Raw genomic sequence first — 20,652 nt, forward strand, 5'->3', positions numbered from 1 at the left:
CATGCCGTTCACCGTCAGCCACGCGGTCGTCGCGCTCCCGTTCGTGCGGACGCCGCTGGTGCCGGCGGCGATTGCGATCGGGGCGATGACCCCCGACCTGCCCCTCTTCCTGCGGGGTATGTGGCCCGACTACACGCTGACGCACGATCTCGCGTGGCTGCCGGTGACGGTCGTGGTCGCGCTCGTGCTGCTGCTCGTGTGGCGCTGCGTGCTGCGGCCGGCGACCCGTGAGCTGCTGCCGCGCGCAGTCGCGGAGCGGTCGCCGGCTGACTGGGATGCGGGGGCCGGCGCGGCGGCGCGCGAGAGCCTGAGCGGGGGAGCCGTCGGCATCCTGTGGCTCCTCGCCTCGCTCGCGCTCGGGGTGGTCACGCACGTGGTGTGGGATTTCTTCACGCACGAGGGCAGGGCGGGCGATGCCCTGTTCCCCGCTCTCGAGCAGCAGTGGGGACCGCTGCTCGGGGTGAAGTGGCTGCAGTACGGCTCGGGTGCCCTCGGGCTCGCCGGGCTCGCGGCGTTCGGCCCGGGGTGGCTGTCGCGTCGCTCCCCGCAGCCGCTGATCCGGGCGCTGCCGGATGCCGTCCGCGTGACGTGGTGGCTGTCTCTGCCGATCGCGCTGGTCGTGGCATCCCTCGTCGCGGTGACGGTCGCGGGAGGCTTCGGCGAGGACTACACCCCCACCCACCTGATCTACGGCGTCCTGGTGAAGGTCGCCGCGGCGTGGGGGCTCGCGACGCTCGCCCTCGCGATTCTCGTGCAGGTGCGGCGCGTGCGCACGGTCGGTGATTCGCGCAAACCCCGTTGAGCCCCGCGGTTTCGGGCTGAGATTGTGCGAATCGCGGAGGATGTGCGCGATGGTCGGGGCGGACCCGGGTGCCGGGGCAGCTGTGTGCAGCGTGGCCCGGTCCCTTCGACAGGCTCAGGGACCTGGGTTGCGGCTCAGGGGCCCCCGCGGGTCACGCGGGCGCGCGGGCGGGCGGCGGCTAGACTCGGGGACGTTATGACGAAGGCGGGAGATTCGGTGTCGGCGAGCACGAAGGGCACGAAGACGGGCGCGGACGAGGTCATCCTCGGACCCACCGGACGCCCCTACCAGGGGTTCCCCACCCCGAAGCCGCTCGACGGACACGGTCCTGCCCGCATCATCGCGCTGTGCAACCAGAAGGGCGGCGTCGGCAAGACGACGACGACCATCAACCTGGCCGCCTCCCTGGCGGGCTACGGCCGTCGCGTCCTCGCGATCGACTTCGACCCGCAGGGCGCGCTGTCGGCGGGTCTCGGCATCCAGACGCACGACGTGCCCACCATCTACGACCTGCTGCTCGACACGAAGCGCGACCCGCACGAGGTCATCGTGCATACGCGCGTCGAGGGGCTCGACGTCATCCCGGCCAACATCGACCTGTCGGCGGCCGAGGTGCACCTGGTCAACGAGGTCGCCCGCGAGACGATCCTGGCGCGCGTGCTGCGCAAGGTCGCCGCGGATTACGACGTGATCCTCGTCGACTGCCAGCCCTCGCTCGGTCTGCTCACCGTCAACGCCCTCACCGCGGCGCACGGCGTGCTCATCCCGCTCGAGTGCGAGTTCTTCGCGCTGCGCGGCGTCGCCCTGCTGGTCGAGACGATCGACAAGGTGCGCGACCGGCTCAACCCGGCGATCGAGCTCGACGGCGTCCTGGCCACGATGTACGACCCGCGCACCCTGCACTCGCGCGAGGTGCTCGAGCGCGTGGTCGAGGCCTTCGGCGACGACGTGCTCGAAACGGTGATCGGCCGCACGGTCAAGTTCCCCGATGCCTCGGTGTCGGGCATGCCCATCACGGAGTTCGCCCCCGAACACGCCGCCGCACAGGCCTACCTGCGGTTGGCGCGGGAACTGGTCGCCCGTGGCGCCGTCGCCTGACGACACCCTCCCCGACGCCGCCGCGTCCGGTGGCTGCGACGAGCTCAGTCACCTGGGCTCCGAGGGCCCTGAGCCTGTCGGAGGGACCGGTTTCGACGGGCCCCGCTTCCGCGTCTCGCTCCCCGACTTCGACGGGCCGTTCGACCTGCTCCTCACCCTCATCTCGCGCGCCGAGCTCGACGTCACCGAGGTGGCGCTCAGCCGGGTGACCGACGAGTTCATCGCCTACCTGCGTGCCCTCGGACCCGACGCCGATCTCGACGAGGCGTCGGAGTTCCTCGTCGTCGCCGCCACGCTGCTCGACATGAAGATCGCCGGGCTCCTGCCGCAGGGCGAGCTCGTGGATGCCGAGTCGGTGGCGCTGCTGGAGGCGCGAGACCTGCTCTTCGCACGTCTGCTGCAGTACCGCGCCTTCAAGGAGGTGTCGGCCTGGTTCGCCCGCTGCCTGCAGCGCGAGGACAAGCGGCACACCCGGAACGTACGCCTCGACGAGAAGTACCGCAGTGCCGTGCCGGAGCTGAAATGGACGCTCAGCGCCGAGGACTTCGCGGCCCTGGCCGTCGTGGCCTTCGCCCCGAAGCAGATCCCGACGGTCGGGCTCGACCATCTGCACGCCCCGCTCGTGAGCATTCGCGAGCAGGCGGCGATCGTCGTGACGCTGCTGCGCTCGGCGGGGACCCTGAACTTCCGCGACCTCGTGGCGGGCGTCACCGAGACCGGCGTCGTCGTCGCGCGCTTCCTGTCGATCCTCGAGCTGTACCGCCACGCCGCGCTCTCGTTCGAGCAGCTCGAGCCGCTCGGGGAGCTGACGCTACGTTGGACCGCCGAACGGTGGTCCGAAGAGAACCTCGCCGCCCTCGGAGCCGATTATGACCGCTGACCCCGCCACCCGGACCCCCGCGGAAGCGACCCCCGTGCAGAGCGCGACCCCCGTGCAGAGCGCGACCCCCGTGCAGACCGCGACAGCCGCGCACACGCCCACCCCCGCGCCCCGCCCGGCCGACCCGGCATCCGTCGCCCGTCGCCTCGAGGCGATCCTGCTCGTGCTCGAGGAGCCGCAGAGCCTCGTGAGCCTCGCCGCCGCGGTCGGCGCCCCCGTGCCGGCCGTCCGTCAGGCGGTCGAGGCGCTCGTCGCCGACTACGACGGCGAGACGGGCGGCCCGCGCCGCGGCTTCGAGCTTCGAGAGGTCGGCGGCGGCTGGCGCCTGTACGTGCGCGAGGAGCACGACGACGTCGTGGGGGAGTACGTCAACACCCAGGCGCCCTCGCGGCTGTCGCAGGCGGCGCTGGAGACCCTGGCCGTCATCGCGTACAAGCAGCCCGTGACGCGCGGGCAGGTGGCATCCATCCGCGCCGTCAACGTCGACTCGGTCGTGCGCACGCTGCTCGCCCGGGGGCTGATCACCGAGGTGTTCACCGACCCCGACACCGGGGCGATCCACTACGGGACGACCGACCAGCTGCTGGTTAACCTCGGCATCAACTCGCTCGACGAGCTGCCGCACATCTCGCCGTTGCTCGACGACGGCTCGGACGGATTCGACGGAGAGGTACTGAAATGAGCGACGCTTCGACAGGCTCAGCGACCGGGGACGAAGAGGGGGTGCGCCTGCAGAAGGTGCTCGCGAACGCGGGGGTGGCCTCGCGACGCGTCTCGGAGCAGATGATCGTCGAGGGGCGCGTGCGCGTGAACGGCGTGGTCGTCGCAGAGCTCGGCTCGCGCATCCACCCCGAGACCGACCTCGTCGACGTGGACGGGACGGCGATCCAGCTCGACACGTCGAAGCGGTACGTCATCCTGAACAAGCCCACCGGGGTGGTCAGCTCGATGAACGACGACCGCGGTCGCCCCGACCTGCGCCGCTTCACGAAGGACTGGGACGAGCGCCTGTACAACGTCGGACGCCTGGACGCCGATACGAGCGGCCTCCTCGTGCTGACCAACGACGGCGATCTCGCCCACGTGCTCGCCCACCCCTCGTTCGGGGTGACGAAGGTGTACATCGCCAAGGTCGAGGGGCAGGTGCTGCCGCAGACGATCCAGCGCCTGCTGAAGGGCATCGAGCTCGAGGACGGACGCATCGCCGCCGACAAGGCGCGCCTTCTGGACGCGTCGCGCGGCGAGAGCCTGGTGGAGCTGACCCTGCACTCGGGCAAGAACCGGATCGTCCGGCGCATGATGGCCGAGGTGGGTCACCCGGTGGTCGAGCTCGTCCGACGGCAGTTCGGCCCGCTGCACCTGGGAACACTCCCGGTGGGCAAGGCGCGCGAGTTGACTACAGTAGAACGCGGTGCCCTGCTCACGCTGTCTCGTCGAGACGGCGACGCCCCGGTCGAGTGAGCCTCCCGGGCGCCTCGCGGTGCGTGCGGCACCGCCCAGGGCAGCAGGAGACCCGATGAGCGAATCGAACGAGGCGTCCGCGCGCGCGGCGGGTCCGTTGGCGACCCGCACGAGCGGCACGGTGCGCGTCGTGGGCTCGGGCCTCCTCGGCGCGAGCATCGGCCACGCGCTCACCGCGCGCGGTGTCGACGTCGTCCTCGTCGACGCGTCGCCCTCCCAACTGCGTCTCGCCATCGACTACGGCGCCGGCCGCGCCGCGCGTGACGACGACGCCCCCTCCCTGATCGTCGTGGCCGTGCCGCCCGACGTCACCGCCGACGTGGTGCAGCGCGAGCTCGCCGCGTTCCCGGATGCCGTCGTCACCGACGTCGCGAGCGTCAAGCTCGATCCGCTGCACACCCTGCGCGAGCGCGGAGTCGATCTGCGCCATTACATCGGCTCGCACCCGATGGCCGGGCGCGAGCGCGGGGGAGCCATCTCGGCGCGCGCCGACATCTTCGTGGGTCGTCCGTGGGTCGTCTGCCGCGACGGGGAGACCTCGGCGCACGACCTCTCGCTCGTCGAGGGTCTCGCGCTCGACCTGGGCGCGACGCTCATCGAGATGACGCCCGAGGAGCACGACGAGTCCGTCGCGCTCATGTCGCACGTGCCGCAGCTGGTCGCGAGCCTGCTGGCCGGGCGCTTCGTCGAGGCGCCCGACGGCTCCCTCCGGCTTGCCGGCCAGGGCGTGCGCGACACGACGCGCATCGCGGCATCCGCTCCGGAGCTCTGGGTGCAGATCCTCGGCGCCAACGCCGCCCCCGTGGTCGACGTGCTCGACCGCCTCGCGGCCGACCTCGCCGACGTGGCCGAGGCGCTCCGCGACCCCGACGTGCCCGGTGCCCGCCGCGCGGTGGCCGACACCATCCGCCGCGGCAACGAGGGCGTGGAGCGCCTGCCGGGCAAGCACGGGCAGAACCGCCGCTTCGATACCTTCGTCGTCATGGTCGACGACACCTCCGGACAGCTGGGCCGCCTCTTCGGCGAGCTCGGAGACCTCGACGTCAACGTCGAAGACCTGCGCCTCGAGCACTCGCCCGGTGCCCCGTTCGGCCTCGCCGAGATCAGCGTCGTCCCCGACGCGGTCCGCCGGGCCATCGACGGGCTCCAGCAGCGCGGATGGCGGATTGCGAGCACCACCCATGACTGAGTCCCTCCTCAAGCCGGGCTTCGGCGCCCCCGTCGAGGGGTCGGCGCACGCCGCTCCCGTCGTCGTCGCGATCGACGGCCCCGCCGGCAGCGGCAAGTCGAGCGTGTCGAAGGCCACGGCCGCGCGCCTCGGCTACGGCTTCCTCGACACCGGGGCCGCCTACCGCGCCCTCGCGTGGCACGCGCTCGAGCACGGGGTCGACACCTCCGACGCCACTGCCGTGCTCGAGGTCTTCGGCGACTTCGACTACGCCATCTCGCTCGACACCACCGACCGATGGGTGCGCGTCGGCACCGTCGACGTGACCTCGGCGATCCGCGAGCCCCGTGTCACGGACGCCGTGAGCGGTGTCGCCCGTGTCGCCTCCGTGCGGCACGCGGTGAACGAGCTGTTCCGCCGGCTCGTGGCATCGGCTGCCCTGCCGGGTGTGGTCGTCGAAGGCCGCGACATCACCACGGTCGTGTTCCCCGGCGCGGCCGTGCGCATCCTGCTGACCGCCGCTCCCGAGGTGCGCGCCGCGCGCCGCAGCGCCGAGCTGACCGACCAGGATGCTGCCAAGGTGGCCGCCGCTCTGCACAAGCGCGACGCCGCCGACTCCACGGTCGTCGACTTCCTCACCGCCGCCGAAGGCGTGGAGGTCGTCGACTCGACCCACCTCGATTTCGAACAGACCGTCGACGCCGTGTTGAGCGTCGTCGAGAACACGATGGGAGCCCGCGATGGGCGTTGAAGAAGAAGAGTACGAAGGCGGGCCCGACCAGCTCGCCGAGAAGATGCAGAACCTCGACGAGGCGCTCGCCGAGCAGCGGGCCGAGGCGCTGCGCGCAGGCCTGGCCGACTTCGACCTCGACGAGGACGACGCCGAACTACTCGCGGGCCTCGCCTCGGGCGACGGCGAGATCGAGTTCCTGCCGGCGCTGCCGGTCGTCGCGATCGTCGGCCGACCGAACGTCGGCAAGTCGGCTCTGGTGAACCGCATCCTGGGCCGTCGTGAGGCCGTCGTCGAAGACACCCCCGGTGTCACGCGCGACCGCGTCACGTACAAGGCCGAGTGGCTCGACCGCCGCTTCTCGCTGGTCGACACCGGCGGGTGGGAGCCCGACGCGAAGGGCATCGACCGCTCGGTCGCAGCCCAGGCCGAGGTCGCGATCGACCTCGCCGACATCGTGCTGTTCGTGGTGGATGCCACGGTGGGGGCGACCTCGACCGACGAGCACGTCGTGAAGCTGCTGCGCAAGAGCAAGAAGCCGGTGTTCCTCGTGGCCAATAAGGTCGACGACGCGCGCCAGGAGCCCGAGGCCACGGCCCTGTGGAACCTGGGCCTGGGCGAGCCGCACCCCGTGTCGGCGATCCACGGTCGCGGTGTCGCCGACCTGCTCGACGAGATCATGAAGGTGCTGCCCTCGGTCTCGGCCGTCGCCAAGTACGAGATCGGCGGGCCGCGCCGCGTCGCGATCCTCGGTCGCCCGAACGTCGGCAAGTCCTCGCTGCTGAACAAGGCCGCGGGCGAGGAGCGCGTCGTCGTCAACGAACTCGCCGGAACGACCCGCGACCCCGTCGACGAGGTCGTCGAGCTCGGCGGCAAGCTCTGGACGCTGGTGGACACCGCCGGCATCCGTCGTCGTGTGCACCTGTCGCAGGGTGCCGACTTCTACGCGTCGCTGCGCACCTCCACCGCCCTGGAGAAGAGCGAGGTCGCGGTGGTCGTGCTCGACGTCTCGCAGCCCATCAGCGTGCAGGACCTGAACATCATCGACCTGGTGCTCGAGTCGGGTCGCGCTCTCGTGCTGGCGTTCAACAAGTGGGACCGCCTGAACGACGACGACATGGAGAACCAGGACCGACGCCGCTACCTCGAGCGCGAGATCGAGCAGGATCTCGCGCACGTCGCGTGGGCGCCGCGCGTGAACATCTCGGCCCGCACCGGCCGTCACCTCGACAAGCTCGTGCCGGCGCTCGAACAGGCGCTCGAGTCGTGGGATACCCGCATCCCGACCGGCAAGTTCAACGCGTTCCTGTCGGAGCTCGTCGCGGAGCACCCGCACCCGCTGCGCGGCGGCAAGCAGCCCCGCATCCTGTTCGGCACGCAGGCCGCGACGCGTCCGCCGACATTCGTGCTGTTCACAACCGGGTTCCTCGACCCGGGTTACCGCCGGTTCATCCAGCGGCGCCTGCGCGAGATCTACGGCTTCGAGGGCACGCCGATCGTGCTCAACATGCGCATCCGCGAGAAGCGCCAGCGCTGATCCGCGTGGCGAACGCCCCGGTCCCTGCGTGGGGCCGGGGCGTTCGCGTTCCCGGCCTTGGCGTTTCCGCCCCCCCGGGCGGCGGTTCGCGAAGCTGCCGCTGCACAGCTTCTCGGGTCCTCCTGCACCCATGATGTCCGTCGGCTGCGTCTGGAGGCCCGGTCGCGGGTACCCGTACCGACCCGTGCACCGACACGAACCGTCGATGTCGCATGCCGGGGGGTGCGGTGTCGATACAGTGCTCAAGCGGGGGCGATGAGCCGCCGCTTCCGGCAGCATCCGTCATCGTGTCAGGGGGACACACATGTCGTATTCGCAGAGCACCGCTCCGCTTTCTCAGCCGCTCTACGGGGCCTCGTTCGGCGCCGCCGTACAGCGGTTCTTCAAGAAATACGCGACCTTCAGCGGTCGCGCCAGCCGTAGCGAGTTCTGGTGGTGGATCCTCGCCAACGCGATCGTCTCCGCCGTGCTCAGCATCCTCGCGCTGATCACGGGCGGCGGTGGGGGTGTCGACGCCGCCGGCAACCCGCTCGCGCCGAGCGGCCTCGGCGTCGTGTTCCTCGTCTTGGCGTCCGTGTGGGGTCTGGCGACCTTCGTGCCGCACCTCGCGCTGATCGCGCGCCGTCTGCACGACACCAATCGCAGCGGGTTCTGGATCTTCATCGCCTTCGTGCCGGTCGTCGGCGGCATCATCCTCTTCGTCTTCGAGGTGCTGCCGAGCGATCCTCGGGGGGCCCGTTTCGACGCCTGACGTCGACGCTCGAACGCCCCGGCCCTCTCGCGAGGCCGGGGCGTTCGTCCATCCACAGGGATCACGGATGCCGGGGCTTCAGCGCGTGAAGGGGCGTCCGTCCGGGCGCCGCAGTGAGGCCGGGCGGACGGCCCGGGTGACCTGACGCGTCGCGCCATCGGAACCCGGAGCCGCGCAGGGACCGGCGGCTCCTCGAGAGGGGTTCGTCAGACGGGGGAGGCCGGGCGGACGAGGGCGGTGCGGTCGGGCTCGTCGAAACCGAACCGACGGTACAGCCCGTGCGCGTCGCTGGTGAAGAGCGTCCAGCGGAAGTGCGGCCCCGGCCCCTCGTCGATCATCAGCGAGACGAGACCCTTCCCCAGGCCGTGACCGCGATGCGCGTCCATGACGAACACGTCGGCGAGGTAGCCGAACGCCACGCCGTCGGAGATCGCCCGCGCGAAGCCGACCAGCTCTCCGGAGTCGCGGCGGTAGGCGGCCACCAGGCGCCACGCGCTGTCGAGTTGCGCTTCCACGTCGGCGCGCGTGCGCCAGCGAGCCCAGTACGCCTCGGTGCTCAGCCACTGCCACACCGCGTCGCGATCGATGCGCTGCGGGTCGTCGTCGAATTCGTACTCCACCCGACAAGTCTGGCGGGTTCCGCGGCGGGATATGACGTGCCGCGGCGCCCTCACGCGAGGGGTGTGCCAGGCTGGACGGGATGACGATCCAGCCTCCCGCCGCGGGCGAACCGCGGCGTCCGCACGGGCCGCGCGACCCCGGCGACGCGTGGGTCGTCGCGCCCACCGGCGAGAAGTATTGGGGACGTTTCGGTGCCGCGGGCTTGCTCGCCCTCGACCCGGAGCGCGGCGTGCTGCTGCAGCACCGGGTCTCGTGGAGTCACTTCGGCGACACGTGGGCGCTGCCCGGCGGCGCGCGCCACGAGGGGGAGTCCGCGCGCGACGGGGCCCTTCGGGAGTCCGGCGAAGAAGCCGGCGTGCCGGTGGATGCCGTCCACGCGCGTTTCGAGAGCGTTCTGGACCTCGGCATCTGGTCGTACTCCACGATCGTCGCCGATGTGACGACACCGTTCGAGCCGGTCATCAGCGATCCCGAGAGCGTCGCCCTCGAGTGGGTCGCGGTGGATCGGGTCACGCAGCTTCCGCTCCACCCGGGGTTCGCGGCGGCGTGGCCCGCCCTGCGCGCGGCGCTGGACGCGCGCCCAGCGGTCGTGGTCGACGTCGCGAACGTCATGGGGTCGGTTCCCGACGGCTGGTGGAAAGACCGCGCGGGCGCCGCCACGCGCCTCGTGACGAAGATCTCGCGTCTGGCCGAACGGGGAGTGGATGCCGACCTCCTCGGCCTCCCCGCCACCCGCTGGTTCCCGCGGGTGGTCGCCGTGCTCGAAGGTCAGTCGCGAGCGGCCGAGCCCGTGGCTCCGGCCCTCGAGGTGCGTCGGGCCGACGGCCAGGGCGACGATGAGATCGTCTCGGCGGCACGTGAGCTGACGGGAGCGTTCGCTCCGGTCATCGTCGTGACCGGTGACCGCGAGCTCGCGACCCGCGTCGAGGCGCTGGGCGCGTCGGTGCGCGGCGCGCGCTGGCTGCTGGAGCAGCTGGACTGACGCGGCCGCGAAGGCGGCTGAGCGTGGGGGAGCGCCCGGTCCCTTCGACGGGCTCAGGGACCTGACGTCACGCGTCCCCCGATGTGATCACCGGGAGCGTCCGCGGGACGGGAGGTGGCTGAGCCGGTCGAAGCCACCGGTCCCTTCGACAGGCTCACGGACCTGACGTCACGTGTTCTCGATGCGGCCGTGGCGGGCGTCGGTGGGGGCGTGGGTTCAGTCGAGCTCGCGGCCGCGGAGCTTCTCGATCTCGCGCCGGTCGCGCTTCGTGGGGCGGCCCGCTCCGCGATCGCGGACCGGCACGAAGGGCATGCTCTCCTTCGACGGCGGCGGGGGAGTGCGATCGTCCACCGACTCGGCCACCAGGGCCGCTCCCACGCGCTTCGCGATGGTCTTCTTCACGACGAGAATGCGATCGAACCCCTGGATGCGCACCCTCAGCTCATCGCCGGGCCGCACGGGCTGCGCCGCCTTCGCCCGCTCGCCGTTCACGCGCACGTGCCCGGCTCGGCACGCCGTGGTCGCGGCCGACCGCGTCTTGTAGACGCGCACCGCCCACAGCCACGCGTCGACGCGCGCGGTGGTCGTGGCATCCGTCATGTCAGGTCTCTCCTCCGCGAACCTCCATCGTAGGACGGACGGTCAGCCGCGGAGGGTGAGGGCGACGAGCGCGCGGTCGGGTTTGGGGCGGTCGACGATGGCGAACCCGGCGTCTTCGAAGACCGAGACGGTGCCGCGGTAGAGCTGATTCGCCGAGCGTGTGGTGACCCTCGGGTCGAGGGGATACGCCTCGACGACGCGGGCGCCGGCGTCGCGCGCGGTCGCCACGGCGGCATCCAGGAGCTTTCGGGTGAGGCCCTGGCCGCGGTGGGCCTTGCGGACGACGAAGCAGGAGACGGCCCAGACGTCGTCGGCATCGAGCGGTTCGGCCGTGGCCGTGACCACGTCGCGCGTGCGGAGCAGGCGCGCCTGCGCGGTGCGGGGTCCGACGCGCACCCATCCGGCGGGCTCTCCGTCGACGTAGGCGATGAGCCCGGGTGGGCGCTCGTCGTGCATCTCGGCGTGGAAACGTTCGGTCAGCTCGTCGCGCGAGCTCTGCTGGAACTGCGCGTTGGTGAGGAGCCACCACTGGCACTGGCAGCCGGGGCCGTCGCCGCTGTCGAGCGCCGTCTCGGCGTCGTCGAAGCGGTCACCGGTGGCGGGCAGGATCTCGATCGTCATGTCGCGACGGTAGCGAGGGGCTCCGACATCGACAAGAGCAGTCGCGGACGTGGCCTGCGAAGCGCACACGCCCGGGGTGGGTGCTGGTTCGCGGTGGTGTCGGGGAGGGGCTAATATAGGGGAGTTGCCCGCTCGCGGGGAACGGGATGTGGCGCAGCTTGGTAGCGCACTTGACTGGGGGTCAAGGGGTCGCAGGTTCAAATCCTGTCATCCCGACAGATGAGGCCCGAACGTCCGCAGGATTGCGGGAGTTCGGGCCTCTTGTCGTTTCCGGATGATCCGCGCGCCACGCACGGCATCGCCGCAGCCGCGACGCGCGAAGCATCCGCCCTCAGTCGCCCCGCTGACCGCTCTCGCGGTCCCACTCCAGCGACTTCCACTGCAGGAAGGTGCAGAGGTTGCTGGCGATCACGTACTCGGCGGCGAGGCTCGCGATGTCGTGGATCGAGAGTGACAGGCTCTCGGGTTGCTCGCTCAGCGTCAGTTCCCACATGGGGTCGTCGTAGCTCCGCGGCTGCATGTGGATGGATGCCGACGCGTTGCGCAGTCGCAGGATGACCAGGCCCGTGTCGTCCTCGCCGTCATCCTCCTGGGGTGCGACGGAGATCGATCCGGCGATGCAGTGCTCCTCGCGTTCGAACTCCGCGACCCACGCTTCGAGCTGTTCGCGAGTGCGGCGGGGCGGCGAATCCTCGAGCGAGTGCATGTCGGCAGTATGGCATCCGTTTTGAGGCGCAGTGTGCAACGTGCTTCCCCCGCACGGCAACCCCGGCCCCCATCGGCCCGAGTGCGCATACCGTGCGCGTCATGACGAGCAGTATCGAGCGGGTGCAGATCACGGTGGACGCGACGACCTATGCGCTGAGTCCCCTCGAGGGACTCGACGACATCCGCGCTCAGATCATGAACGCGGTGCGAGCCGGCGGCGGGTTCCTCAACGTCACGGCGGACGGAGGTCAGCGCCTCTGCTTTTTCGTGACGGCGTCGTCGTCGATCGTCGTCGCGGTGTCGACCGTGTCGATCGGCCAGGACACGGCGGACGGGGAGCGCCGGTCTCGCGACGCCTGCCCGATCCTCGAGCACGGCGACGATGAGCTGCCGTTCGACATCATCTGAATGCCGGGCTCACCCGAGACGCCCTAAGAAGAAGCCACCTCGGCGGTCGCTGCCGCATCCGTCCGCTGTTGCAGGTACTCGCAGAGCTGGCCCGTGGTGAGCAGTTCCTCGCCGAGTGCGATCAGATGCCCGCCGGCGAGCGGGAACTCCCCGGAGCGTTCGGTGAGGGTCGCCGTCCACGTGCGCTCGCAGTCGACGTTGAGGTAGATGGATGCCGGACCGTGGTTGAGGTGCACCGCGACGATGCCCGAGTCGGTGTGCTCCGGGTCGTCCTGGGGGAGGACGTGGACGGTCGCGTGAGCGACGCGGTCGTGCTCCTCGTAGTCGGAAACCCACTGCGTGATCTCATCGAAGGAGGGGCGGGTGCACGTCATCCGCCAAGGCTATACGGAATGCGACGATTTCCGACGGACGGCGTCAGGGTGTGGTCGCGCCGGACGGGCGGATGTCGGCATCCCGCCACTGCGCCGCGTTCCTGCTCTGCTCCACGAACAGCGTGAGCGAGATCTCTTTCGTGTTCGTCCATCCTCGGCGCGCTCTGACGAGGGTGTAACCCTCGTCGCGGAGCGCGCGAGCGGTGTCGGCGGTGAGGCGCCGGTGGGGGAGGTGCTCCCATCCGCCGGGCATGCGGTAGGCGTGGGTCACGGTGCGAGGGCGAGTCATTTTGCACTCCAGAACACGGTTCTTCAAGGGCGCTGCGCCGTTGGAGCGGGGGAGGACGACGCTACGCGTCATCGGTGGGGGTGTCTGTCCCCTCTTCGGAGGGTCAGCGTGTCGGCGGATACTGCCGCAGCGAGATCTCACGGGAGTCGAAGAAGCCGCGGCGCGCGCGCACCAGCGTGATCCCCTGGTCGCGCAGCGCGGCTGCTGTCTCCGGCGTGAGGGGCTCGTGGGGGGCCTTCTGCCAGCCACCCGCGAGCGTATAGACGTGGGTCAACGTCCGAGGTCGAGTCATCATCACCTCCTGCCCGGGAATGTAGTCCTCGGAATGAGGTGCGGACTGAGAATTTCCCTTTCCGTAATGCGCGCGTGAATGACCGTAATCGGGGGCTCTTCTCTGCGTCTGTCGTCGTCGCGCGGGGCGATCTCCACCCGACGCGATAATGGCTCGATGACCACCGCCCGGATCGTCGTGCTCTTCGCCCTCGCTGCCGTCGCCGAGATCGGCGGCGCCTGGCTCATCTGGCAGGCGGTGCGGGAGAACCGGGGCTGGTGGCTGGCGCTGCTCGGGATCATCGCGCTCGGCGCGTACGGCTTCGTCGCGGCGCTGCAACCGGACGCGCACTTCGGGCGCGTGCTCGCGGCCTACGGCGGGGTGTTCGTCGCCGGCTCCCTGGCCTGGGGCATCGTCGTCGACGGCTTCCGTCCGACGGTCTGGGACTACGTCGGATCGGCGGTCGCGCTCGTGGGGGCCGGGATCATCGTCCTCGCGCCGGCCTCTGCCACGGCGCCGGAGTGACGGCATCCGGATGCCCCTGCGCTGGCCGCATTCAGATCAACCCGGGGTCGTCGGCGGCTCCGCGTCGCCCCGATCAGTTAGAGCGCCAAGTAGTTAGCTAGACGAGATATCGATCGATTGTCAACCGCCCTCCGGAGGCGGCCACCCGCGGGCACACTCGATTCATGCAGCTCGACAACGCGCCCCACGAGGGCATCGCCGACGACTTCTCCGCCCCCGAGGCCGCGCGCCCCTTCGGCTCGTACCTCTCGGTCATCAACGGCGGAGACTGATCGTCCCGCGGCCCTCAGGGCCTTGCACGACAGGACCGGATGCCGACAGGCTCCGGTCCTTCGTGCACGCACCCATCGCAGGAGGGCGGATGCCATGACCGCACGCGTCATCGAGATCGACGGATCGCGGGTGCACGGCATCCCGTCGCTCTATGCGGAACTGAACCGCGCCTTCATGTCCGACGAGCACTGGTCTCTCGGCGAGAGTCTCGACGCGCTGGACGATCTGCTGTACGGCGGCTTCGGAGCGCTGCACGGCGCGGAGTCGGCGCGGGTGGTGTGGCGTCAGTCCGATGCAGCGCGGGCCGCGCTCGGCGTCGAGACGACGCGCACCTACCTTCGGGACAAACTTGCGCGTCCGGACATCTACGCGGCCGCGCCGGCTCGACGTGCGCTGGCCGAGCTGGAGGCCGGACGCGGCGAAACCTACTTCGACCTCGTCGTGCGGGTGTTCCGCGGTCACGCGAACGTCGAACTCGTGCTGGCCTGACGGGCGCGATCCTCGTCCTCGTCCGCCCCGAGCGTGCCGAGCCCGGGCGGGTGACACCCGCAGCGCGCGGCGGGCCGGGGCCGTGACCCCGAGCCCGCCGCCGTCCGCTACTCGTATCGCAGCGACTCCACCGGATCGGCTCGCGCGGCTCGCGCGGCGGGGAGGCTACCCGCGAGGAACGCGATCGCCATGATCGCGACCGTTGTCACCAGGATCGACACGGGATCGAAGGCGATGAGCTGCAGCCCCGGGAGGTCGCTGAAGAGCGTCTGACCGAGCTGCGCGCTGACGGCCGTGCCCACACCGATCGCGACGACCGCTCCGATCAGGCTGCCCAGCAAGCCCAGCATCACCGCCTCGAGACTGAAGAGGGAGAACACCCGACCGCTGCCCATGCCCATCGCCTTCATCAGGCCGATCTCGCGCGTGCGCTCCTGCACCGACATGAGCAGGGTGTTGACGATGCCGAAACTCGCCGCCAGCAGGGCGATGACCGCGAACGCGTTCAGCACGAGGACGATCCCGTCGATCACCGCCTTGAACGTGCCCAGCTGATCCGAGACCGTCTGGCCCGAGTAGCCGGCATCCGTCAGCGCGGTCTTGACGTCGTCGACCTCCTGCGTCGTGGCGGACGACAGGGTCACGCTCGCGCTCGCGTAGCGGTCGAGCTCCTCGGCCGGGACGCCGGTGTTCTGCGCGGTGAACAGCGCGTCTTCCAGGGCCGGGTTGGTCGTCAGCGCGGTCGTGGAGGCGAAGGCGCCCTCGGTCACGCCCGTGATGGTCGCTTCGACCACGTGCTGCGTGCGGACCGGGTCGGAGACGGCGATCGTGAGCGTGGCGCCGACGGCATCCGCGGCGTCGGCGAAGCCGAGGGGAGTGACGAGCGACTCGGGGATCGCCGTCTGCAACGCGTCGGAGGAGTCGTCGGGAGCCCACCCGGCCGCCAGCTGGGGCGTCTGTCCGCCGATGAGCGACCCCGCGCTCGCGACGTAGCGCTCGCCGCCGTCGACCTGCACGTAGTCGATCTGCACGGCCTTGGCGGGGGTCACCGCGGCGACCCCGGGCAGGGCTTCGAGCGTCTGGATGTCGGCATCCGTCAGCGCGGACACGGTCGCGGTGGCGCCGGGGCGACCCGGATTCGTGTTGGTCGTGGCCAGGGCGTCGGGGTCGTACTTCTGCGGTTCACCGGATGCCGCGGCCCCGGTACCCGTCTTCGTCACGGTGAGCACGTCGGCGGCGCCGATGGAGGACACGGTGTCGTCGATGAAGCGGTTGATGCCGGTGCCGAGACCGTTGGTGAGCGTCAGGGTGAACGCGCCCACGAAGATCGCGAGCACCGTGAGGATGGTGCGGGTCTTGGAGCGGAACGTGTTGGCGGCCGCCGTGGCGACCAGGTCGGTCGTCTTCATGCCGCGCTCCGTTCCTCGGCGACGATCACGCCGTCGCGGATCTGCACCCGGCGGTCGCACCGGGCCGCGAGATCTTCGTCGTGGGTGACGATGATGAGGGTGATCCCGTGCTCGCGGTTGAGGCGGAACAGGATGTCCTCGACCACCGCGCCGGTCGCGGAGTCGAGGTTGCCCGTGGGCTCGTCGGCGAAGATCACTCGCGGGTCGTTCACGAGGGCGCGCGCGATCACGGCGCGCTGCTTCTGCCCGCCGGAGAGGGCTGTGGCCTTGTTCTTCGCCTTGTCCTGCATGTCGAGTTCGGTCAACGCCGCGAGGCCCCGGCGGCGGCGCTCGGCCCGCCCGACCCCGGCGATCTTCAACGGCAGCACCACGTTCTCCAGCACCGAGGCGCTGGGGGTGAGGAAGAACTGCTGGAACACGAAGCCGAACGTCTTGTTGCGGGTGCGGTTGAGGTGACGCCCGCGCAGGGTCCCGGCATCCTTCCCCTCCAGGTGCACGCTGCCGCTCGAGGGGGCGTCCATGAGGGCCAGCAGGTGCATGAGGGTGGATTTGCCGGAGCCGCTCTTGCCGACGATCGCGATGCTCTCGCCGCGGTGGATGTCGAGGCTCACACCGCGCAGCGCGTCGAAACGCGCGGATCCGCGGCCGTACGACTTGTGCAGATCCGTGACGGAGAGGAGTGGGGGAGGAGGTTCGGATGCCATGGCCCCACTGTCGCCCGCGATGCCGGGGTCGCGCGTCGCTCGGGCGGGGTGACCGCCTCCCCCCGCCGGGGTATTCCGCGAATGCCCCGTGCGGGCGATGCCCGCGGGCGGGCGCGCGGTCCAGACTGGGAGGATGCGACCCGACCCGGCCACGGACACCCCGCCGCGGCTGGTGCCGCCGGGACGCGCCTGGCTCGTCGACGTGGTCATCGCCATCCTCGTCGTCGTGCCGTCGTTCGCTCCGGTCCCGTTCCCCGAGCTGCGTCCGTCGAGTCCGCTGGTGCACGTGCTCATCGTGCTGCCGGCGCTGCTGCTGCCGATGCGTCGCCGGTGGCCGCGCATCGTGTTCGTCGCCTGCATCGCGCTCTTCCTCGGCGCCTTGACCCTCGGAACCCTGGCACCCGGGGCGGCCCTCGCGACCGCGATCGCGGCCTACGGCATGGCCGACCGCGTCGGGCGGCGGGAAGCGGCGCCGGTCGCGATCGCCGGGGTCGTGGGCCTGGTGGGCGGCAGCATCGTGGTGACCCTCACCACCGGACTCGACACGCGCTTCCTCCAGGTCGGTCTGGCGGTCGCGCTCGCCGGAGCGCTGGGGGATGCCGCCCGCTCCCGCCGTGCCTACGTCGCTGCCGTGCTCGAACGAGCCCGCCGCGCGGAGCAGACGCGGGAGGCCGAGGCCCGGCGCCGCGTGAGCGAGGAGCGCTTGCGCATCGCCCGCGACCTGCACGACGCCGTCGCCCATCAGATCTCGGTCATCAGCCTGAACGCGGGCGTGGCGAGCTCGGCGCTCGAGGCCCGTCCGGAGAAGGCCCGCGAGGCGCTGGCCACGATCCGCACCGCCTCGCGCGACGTGCTCGCCGAGATCGGTTCGATGCTCGCGGTGCTGCGCACCCCCGACGACGTCGACGCCCGCGATCAACCGGGGCTCGCGCGCCTGGGGACCGTCGTGGAGTCGGTGCGCGTGGCCGGGTGGGACGTGGCCGTGCGCGATGAGCGCGACCCCGAGGAGATTCTGCCTCTCGGCGTCGACATCGTCGCCTACCGCGTCGTGCAGGAGGGGCTCACCAATGCCCTCAAGCACGGCACGGCCCGCCGCGTGCATGTGCTGCTGCGGCGTGACGGCGACGACCTGGAGATCGTCGTCACCAACCCGTTCCACCCGGCGGAGGCCGCGGCCGATCTCTCGCCCTCGGGCTTCGGCTTGATCGGCCTGCGGGAGCGCGTCGAGTCCGCGGGCGGGCACCTCGAGGCAGGACCCGCTCCCGGGGGCTACCGCCTCGCGGCGCGCCTGCCCGTGTCCGCTCCCCGCCCGACCCCCCGATCCGGAGGATCCGCATGAGCCCGACCCGCGTGCTCGTCGTCGACGATCAGGCCCTCATCCGCGCCGCGGTGCGCGACCTCCTCGACGCGGCCGACGGCATCGAGGTGATCGGCGACGCCGCCGACGGCGAGCAGGCGGTCGCCCTCGCCGCGGACCTGCGCCCCGACGTCGTCGTGTGCGACATCCGGATGCCGCGGATGGACGGCATCGAGGCCACCCGACGCATCTGCGCCGACCCCGCCCTGGCCGACACCCGCGTGCTGATCCTCACCACGTTCGAGGAGGACGACTACGTCGTCGCCGCCCTTCGCGCGGGAGCGAGCGGCTTCATCGGCAAGGGCGCCGAGCCCGAGGAGATCGTGCACGCGGTGCTCGTCGTCGACGACGGGGGAGCCCTGCTGTCACCCACGGCGACCCGCGGTCTCATCGAGAAGTACGTGCGGCGCGGCGCGCCCGCGGCGGGGGAGGCGCCCTCGCTCGAGATGCTGACCGAGCGGGAACGGGAGGTGCTGCGGCACATCGCCCGCGGCCGGTCGAACGACGAGATCGCGGCATCCCTGTTCATCTCCCCGCACACGGCGAAGACGCACGTGAAGAACACGATGCTCAAGCTCGGCGCGCACGATCGCGCGCAGCTGGTGATCGCGGCGTACGAGAGCGGACTGCTCGTTCCGGGGCAGTGACGAGGGCGGGCGGTGTCGCGACCGATCGATTGCGGGGATGACGGCGGCCGGAGGCACCTTCGGCGTCGCGGCGGCTAGTCGCTCGCCTTCTCGATGCCGCGCGCCCGGATCTCCTCGAGATCGAGGCCGGCGAGGATTTTCCGGGCGACGAGGTCGTCGATCGTGCCCTCGCGGCGCAGCCGGAGCAGCACCTCGCGCTTGCGATCGAGGACGGCGAGCCGCAGCCTCTGCGCCTCTTTGTGACGCAGGAGCGGGGAGCGCTGCGTGACGTCGATGTCTTCGCTCACGGCGATCATCTGCAGGGGGCCGGTGAAGGCCGCGCCCTCGGCATCTGCACCGTCGACGGCGCGGCCGCCGCTGCGCCGATCGACCTCGGAACCGTCCGGTGGAACGGGGCCGGTTGCCGAGCTGTCGTCGTCCAGCGAGGCGTCGAGCTCGGCGAGGTCCCGCTCCTCGATCGCGCGCTGGCGGGCGATCGCACGCGCGTTGGCGAGTTCGAGCCGCTCGTAGCCCTCCCGTCGCGCGCGGTCGCGCACCCGATCGCTGATGCCGTGTTCGATCGCGAGGTCGTCGAGGGCCGCCAGGGCGGCTCCCGAGATCGCTCGTTCGGCGAGTTCGTACTCCTCGATCGCGGCGTCGTCGTTGGGGAGTTTCGCCCATTTGATGACCGCCGGCAGCAGGGGCCCCTGCACGAGCAGGGTCAGCACGATGACACCCGCCGTGACGAACACGATCGCGTCGCGCCCCGCCACCGGGTCGCCCGCGGACGTGGTGACGGGCACCGACAGGGCGATGGCGAGCGACACGGCCCCGCGGAACCCGGCCACGGTGCTCACGATCCGCGACCGATGCCGGAGCGACCGCGACGAACCCGCGGCGGGCCGCGAGAAGGGCGAGAACATCCACTGGAAGAGGTACCGCACCACGAACAGGGCGATCCACGCGGCCACGGTCACGAGCAGCAGGATGCCGATCTCCGACCCCGAGATCTCGTGCAGCACGAGCTGCACCTCGAGGCCGATCAAGACGAAGAGCGCGCCGTTGAGGAGGTAGACGCCGAAGGGCCACGTGGCGTCCGCTGCTCTCCGCGACATCGCGGTCGTGATCCGCGGCGACACCCACGCCATGATGAGGCCGGCGAAGACGACCGCCAGCACGCCGGACGCCTCGATGAGTTCGGCGATGAGGAACGACACGAACGGCACCAGCACCATCGTGAGGTTGATCGTCAGGGTCGACTGCATGCGTCGGAGGGCGAAGAACGCCGCGGCGGCCACCGCGATCCCCGCGGCCGCTCCGCCCAGGTACGACAACAGCACCATGCCGGTAATCTGCAGCGGCGTGATCTGGTCGCCCAGCAGCAGCGCGACGGCGATCGCGTAGAGCACGAGGGCCGTGCCGTCGTTGGTGAGGCTCTCGGCCTTGAGCTTCATGAACGTCTTCGCCGGGAGCAGGCGACCGAGCGCGGCGACGGCGGTGGCGTCGGGCGGAGCGACCGCCGCGCCCAGCACGAGCGCGGCCTCCCACGGCACGCCCAGGAGCGTGGCGACTCCGGCGACGGCGAAGGCGGATGCCACGACGAGCAGCGTGCTCATCGGGATGATGTACCGCAGCGACCGGCGCACCGAACGCAGCGACGTGGTCCACGCCTCGCGGAAGAGCATGATCGGGAGGAACAGCAGCAGGACGGTCTCGGGTGGCAGTTCGATCTGGCGGAGTTCGGGGATGAAGCCCAGCGCGAGGCCGATGACGAGGAGGACGAGGGGCGTCGCGACGCGCAGTCGCGGAGCCAGGATCGTGCCCACGAGCATCGCGAGTCCCAGCAGAACCGTGATCTCGAGTCCCTGCATGCGTGCCGCCTTTCGCCGTGCCCTCAGCACTCAGCGTAGACAGGGGCTCGGACATTCCCGAGGGGATCATTGAAGGCGGCGAGGGAGGCTCGGCGCA

General features: G+C 71.0%; 25 protein-coding genes and 1 tRNA gene. 16 read left to right on the forward strand and 10 right to left on the reverse strand.

The window, feature by feature from the left end; translation table 11 throughout:
- The first annotated feature begins 1 nt into the window (after window position 1).
- The 9 genes from B0B15_RS07965 to B0B15_RS08005 all read left to right on the forward strand — a co-directional run bounded on the left by B0B15_RS07965 (window position 2) and on the right by B0B15_RS08005 (window position 8,427).
- On the forward strand, window positions 2–802 hold the full coding sequence (locus B0B15_RS07965; protein ID WP_076674796.1) for a DUF4184 family protein: 801 nt from the start codon (window positions 2–4) through the stop codon (window positions 800–802).
- A 195-nt stretch (window positions 803–997) separates the two neighbouring features.
- On the forward strand, window positions 998–1,900 hold the full coding sequence (locus B0B15_RS07970) for a ParA family protein (protein WP_076674797.1): 903 nt from the start codon (window positions 998–1,000) through the stop codon (window positions 1,898–1,900).
- A gap of 52 nt (window positions 1,901–1,952) precedes the next feature.
- Complete coding sequence (locus B0B15_RS07975) at window positions 1,953–2,780, forward strand: segregation and condensation protein A (protein WP_076675291.1); 828 nt, start codon at window positions 1,953–1,955, stop codon at window positions 2,778–2,780.
- A complete protein-coding gene (gene scpB / locus B0B15_RS07980) occupies window positions 2,770–3,462 on the forward strand; it encodes an SMC-Scp complex subunit ScpB (protein WP_256334235.1) in 693 nt (230 codons plus the stop codon). Before B0B15_RS07975 ends, scpB begins: the two co-directional genes overlap by 11 nt.
- Entirely contained in the window at window positions 3,459–4,241 is a 783-nt protein-coding gene (locus tag B0B15_RS07985) for a pseudouridine synthase (protein WP_076674799.1), read from the forward strand. Before scpB ends, B0B15_RS07985 begins: the two co-directional genes overlap by 4 nt.
- Window positions 4,242–4,296: 55 nt before the next feature.
- Window positions 4,297–5,430: a prephenate dehydrogenase gene (locus B0B15_RS07990; protein ID WP_076674800.1), complete on the forward strand. Its 1,134-nt coding sequence runs from the start codon at window positions 4,297–4,299 to the stop codon at window positions 5,428–5,430.
- Window positions 5,423–6,160, forward strand: coding sequence for a (d)CMP kinase (gene cmk, locus B0B15_RS07995; RefSeq protein WP_256334236.1), 738 nt, complete (start codon window positions 5,423–5,425; stop codon window positions 6,158–6,160). Before B0B15_RS07990 ends, cmk begins: the two co-directional genes overlap by 8 nt.
- Window positions 6,161–6,203: 43 nt before the next feature.
- Window positions 6,204–7,676: a ribosome biogenesis GTPase Der gene (gene der / locus B0B15_RS08000; RefSeq protein WP_371113249.1), complete on the forward strand. Its 1,473-nt coding sequence runs from the start codon at window positions 6,204–6,206 to the stop codon at window positions 7,674–7,676.
- 304 nt (window positions 7,677–7,980) lie between these two features.
- Window positions 7,981–8,427, forward strand: coding sequence for a DUF805 domain-containing protein (locus B0B15_RS08005; protein ID WP_076674803.1), 447 nt, complete (start codon window positions 7,981–7,983; stop codon window positions 8,425–8,427).
- Between the two features lie 206 nt (window positions 8,428–8,633).
- Here the strand turns inward: B0B15_RS08005 and B0B15_RS08010 are convergent, their stop codons facing one another.
- The gene (locus tag B0B15_RS08010) at window positions 8,634–9,047 is read right to left on the reverse strand and encodes a GNAT family N-acetyltransferase (RefSeq protein ID WP_076674805.1); all 414 of its coding nucleotides are present in this window, start codon (window positions 9,045–9,047) and stop codon (window positions 8,634–8,636) included.
- 80 nt (window positions 9,048–9,127) lie between these two features.
- On the opposite strand from B0B15_RS08010, the gene B0B15_RS08015 reads away from it, so the two are divergent.
- Window positions 9,128–10,030, forward strand: coding sequence for an NUDIX hydrolase (locus B0B15_RS08015; RefSeq protein ID WP_076674806.1), 903 nt, complete (start codon window positions 9,128–9,130; stop codon window positions 10,028–10,030).
- Between the two features lie 216 nt (window positions 10,031–10,246).
- On the opposite strand, the gene B0B15_RS08020 is transcribed toward B0B15_RS08015, so the two are convergent.
- Both B0B15_RS08020 and B0B15_RS08025 read right to left on the reverse strand, forming a co-directional pair.
- Window positions 10,247–10,630, reverse strand: coding sequence for an RNA-binding S4 domain-containing protein (locus tag B0B15_RS08020; protein ID WP_076674808.1), 384 nt, complete (start codon window positions 10,628–10,630; stop codon window positions 10,247–10,249).
- A gap of 42 nt (window positions 10,631–10,672) precedes the next feature.
- The gene (locus B0B15_RS08025; protein WP_076674809.1) at window positions 10,673–11,251 is read right to left on the reverse strand and encodes a GNAT family N-acetyltransferase; all 579 of its coding nucleotides are present in this window, start codon (window positions 11,249–11,251) and stop codon (window positions 10,673–10,675) included.
- Between the two features lie 142 nt (window positions 11,252–11,393).
- Here B0B15_RS08025 and B0B15_RS08030 point away from each other — a divergent pair.
- A tRNA-Pro gene (locus B0B15_RS08030) sits at window positions 11,394–11,467 on the forward strand.
- Window positions 11,468–11,582: 115 nt separating this feature from the next.
- Here the strand turns inward: B0B15_RS08030 and B0B15_RS08035 are convergent.
- Entirely contained in the window at window positions 11,583–11,957 is a 375-nt protein-coding gene (locus B0B15_RS08035; protein ID WP_076674811.1) for a hypothetical protein, read from the reverse strand.
- 101 nt (window positions 11,958–12,058) lie between these two features.
- Here B0B15_RS08035 and B0B15_RS08040 point away from each other — a divergent pair, with 101 nt between their 5' ends.
- Window positions 12,059–12,367 carry a hypothetical protein gene (locus B0B15_RS08040; RefSeq protein WP_143016345.1) on the forward strand — a complete coding sequence of 103 codons (309 nt, stop codon included), beginning with the start codon at window positions 12,059–12,061 and terminating at the stop codon, window positions 12,365–12,367.
- A gap of 23 nt (window positions 12,368–12,390) precedes the next feature.
- Here the strand turns inward: B0B15_RS08040 and B0B15_RS08045 are convergent, their stop codons facing one another.
- The 3 genes from B0B15_RS08045 to B0B15_RS08055 form a co-directional block, all read right to left on the reverse strand.
- Window positions 12,391–12,741 carry a hypothetical protein gene (locus B0B15_RS08045; RefSeq protein WP_076674814.1) on the reverse strand — a complete coding sequence of 117 codons (351 nt, stop codon included), beginning with the start codon at window positions 12,739–12,741 and terminating at the stop codon, window positions 12,391–12,393.
- Window positions 12,742–12,784: 43 nt separating this feature from the next.
- On the reverse strand, window positions 12,785–13,030 hold the full coding sequence (locus tag B0B15_RS08050) for a penta-EF hand family protein (RefSeq protein ID WP_176776589.1): 246 nt from the start codon (window positions 13,028–13,030) through the stop codon (window positions 12,785–12,787).
- Between the two features lie 103 nt (window positions 13,031–13,133).
- Complete coding sequence (locus B0B15_RS08055) at window positions 13,134–13,322, reverse strand: alternative tryptophan synthase beta-subunit (protein ID WP_076675296.1); 189 nt, start codon at window positions 13,320–13,322, stop codon at window positions 13,134–13,136.
- A gap of 156 nt (window positions 13,323–13,478) precedes the next feature.
- Between B0B15_RS08055 and B0B15_RS08060 the strand changes: the two genes are divergently transcribed.
- Together B0B15_RS08060 and B0B15_RS08065 are read left to right on the forward strand one after the other, a co-directional pair.
- Window positions 13,479–13,826, forward strand: coding sequence for a YnfA family protein (locus B0B15_RS08060; RefSeq protein WP_076674816.1), 348 nt, complete (start codon window positions 13,479–13,481; stop codon window positions 13,824–13,826).
- Between the two features lie 366 nt (window positions 13,827–14,192).
- Complete coding sequence (locus B0B15_RS08065; RefSeq protein ID WP_076674817.1) at window positions 14,193–14,588, forward strand: barstar family protein; 396 nt, start codon at window positions 14,193–14,195, stop codon at window positions 14,586–14,588.
- Window positions 14,589–14,695: 107 nt separating this feature from the next.
- On the opposite strand, the gene B0B15_RS08070 is transcribed toward B0B15_RS08065, so the two are convergent.
- Both B0B15_RS08070 and B0B15_RS08075 read right to left on the reverse strand, forming a co-directional pair.
- On the reverse strand, window positions 14,696–15,997 hold the full coding sequence (locus B0B15_RS08070; RefSeq protein ID WP_076674819.1) for an ABC transporter permease: 1,302 nt from the start codon (window positions 15,995–15,997) through the stop codon (window positions 14,696–14,698).
- Window positions 15,994–16,701 (reverse strand): ABC transporter ATP-binding protein, encoded by a 708-nt coding sequence (locus tag B0B15_RS08075; protein WP_076674820.1) that lies wholly within the window; start codon window positions 16,699–16,701, stop codon window positions 15,994–15,996. The genes B0B15_RS08070 and B0B15_RS08075 overlap by 4 nt, the downstream gene beginning before the upstream one ends.
- 133 nt (window positions 16,702–16,834) lie before the next feature.
- On the opposite strand from B0B15_RS08075, the gene B0B15_RS08080 reads away from it, so the two are divergent.
- Window positions 16,835–18,040 (forward strand): sensor histidine kinase, encoded by a 1,206-nt coding sequence (locus tag B0B15_RS08080; RefSeq protein WP_076674822.1) that lies wholly within the window; start codon window positions 16,835–16,837, stop codon window positions 18,038–18,040.
- Window positions 18,037–18,705, forward strand: coding sequence for a response regulator (locus B0B15_RS08085; protein WP_076674824.1), 669 nt, complete (start codon window positions 18,037–18,039; stop codon window positions 18,703–18,705). The genes B0B15_RS08080 and B0B15_RS08085 overlap by 4 nt, the downstream gene beginning before the upstream one ends.
- A gap of 74 nt (window positions 18,706–18,779) precedes the next feature.
- On the opposite strand, the gene B0B15_RS08090 is transcribed toward B0B15_RS08085, so the two are convergent.
- Complete coding sequence (locus B0B15_RS08090; RefSeq protein ID WP_076674825.1) at window positions 18,780–20,555, reverse strand: Na+/H+ antiporter; 1,776 nt, start codon at window positions 20,553–20,555, stop codon at window positions 18,780–18,782.
- Window positions 20,556–20,652: the final 97 nt, after the last annotated feature.

It is taken from the genome of Microbacterium sp. RU1D (assembly GCF_900156435.1).
In the GTDB taxonomy this organism is placed as follows: Bacteria; Actinomycetota; Actinomycetes; order Actinomycetales; family Microbacteriaceae; genus Microbacterium.

Bases quoted from the DNA above. Each gene is read 5' to 3' on its own strand.
- B0B15_RS08090 (WP_076674825.1), bottom strand. From the start codon at position 20,555: ATGCAGGGACTCGAGATCACGGTTCTGCTGGGACTCGCGATGCTCGTG.
- B0B15_RS08005 (WP_076674803.1), top strand. From the start codon at position 7,981: ATGTCGTATTCGCAGAGCACCGCTCCGCTTTCTCAGCCGCTCTACGGG.
- B0B15_RS08080 (WP_076674822.1), top strand. From the start codon at position 16,835: ATGCGACCCGACCCGGCCACGGACACCCCGCCGCGGCTGGTGCCGCCG.
- B0B15_RS08045 (WP_076674814.1), bottom strand. From the start codon at position 12,741: ATGACGTGCACCCGCCCCTCCTTCGATGAGATCACGCAGTGGGTTTCC.
- B0B15_RS08055 (WP_076675296.1), bottom strand. From the start codon at position 13,322: ATGACTCGACCTCGGACGTTGACCCACGTCTATACGCTCGCGGGTGGC.
- B0B15_RS07990 (WP_076674800.1), top strand. From the start codon at position 4,297: ATGAGCGAATCGAACGAGGCGTCCGCGCGCGCGGCGGGTCCGTTGGCG.
- B0B15_RS08020 (WP_076674808.1), bottom strand. From the start codon at position 10,630: ATGACGGATGCCACGACCACCGCGCGCGTCGACGCGTGGCTGTGGGCG.
- B0B15_RS08040 (WP_143016345.1), top strand. From the start codon at position 12,059: ATGACGAGCAGTATCGAGCGGGTGCAGATCACGGTGGACGCGACGACC.
- cmk (WP_256334236.1), top strand. From the start codon at position 5,423: ATGACTGAGTCCCTCCTCAAGCCGGGCTTCGGCGCCCCCGTCGAGGGG.
- der (WP_371113249.1), top strand. From the start codon at position 6,204: ATGCAGAACCTCGACGAGGCGCTCGCCGAGCAGCGGGCCGAGGCGCTG.
- B0B15_RS08085 (WP_076674824.1), top strand. From the start codon at position 18,037: ATGAGCCCGACCCGCGTGCTCGTCGTCGACGATCAGGCCCTCATCCGC.
- B0B15_RS08070 (WP_076674819.1), bottom strand. From the start codon at position 15,997: ATGAAGACGACCGACCTGGTCGCCACGGCGGCCGCCAACACGTTCCGC.
- B0B15_RS08065 (WP_076674817.1), top strand. From the start codon at position 14,193: ATGACCGCACGCGTCATCGAGATCGACGGATCGCGGGTGCACGGCATC.
- B0B15_RS08075 (WP_076674820.1), bottom strand. From the start codon at position 16,701: ATGGCATCCGAACCTCCTCCCCCACTCCTCTCCGTCACGGATCTGCAC.
- B0B15_RS08025 (WP_076674809.1), bottom strand. From the start codon at position 11,251: ATGACGATCGAGATCCTGCCCGCCACCGGTGACCGCTTCGACGACGCC.
- B0B15_RS07985 (WP_076674799.1), top strand. From the start codon at position 3,459: ATGAGCGACGCTTCGACAGGCTCAGCGACCGGGGACGAAGAGGGGGTG.
- B0B15_RS07970 (WP_076674797.1), top strand. From the start codon at position 998: ATGACGAAGGCGGGAGATTCGGTGTCGGCGAGCACGAAGGGCACGAAG.
- B0B15_RS07965 (WP_076674796.1), top strand. From the start codon at position 2: ATGCCGTTCACCGTCAGCCACGCGGTCGTCGCGCTCCCGTTCGTGCGG.
- B0B15_RS08050 (WP_176776589.1), bottom strand. From the start codon at position 13,030: ATGACTCGCCCTCGCACCGTGACCCACGCCTACCGCATGCCCGGCGGA.
- B0B15_RS08015 (WP_076674806.1), top strand. From the start codon at position 9,128: ATGACGATCCAGCCTCCCGCCGCGGGCGAACCGCGGCGTCCGCACGGG.
- B0B15_RS08035 (WP_076674811.1), bottom strand. From the start codon at position 11,957: ATGCACTCGCTCGAGGATTCGCCGCCCCGCCGCACTCGCGAACAGCTC.
- scpB (WP_256334235.1), top strand. From the start codon at position 2,770: ATGACCGCTGACCCCGCCACCCGGACCCCCGCGGAAGCGACCCCCGTG.
- B0B15_RS08060 (WP_076674816.1), top strand. From the start codon at position 13,479: ATGACCACCGCCCGGATCGTCGTGCTCTTCGCCCTCGCTGCCGTCGCC.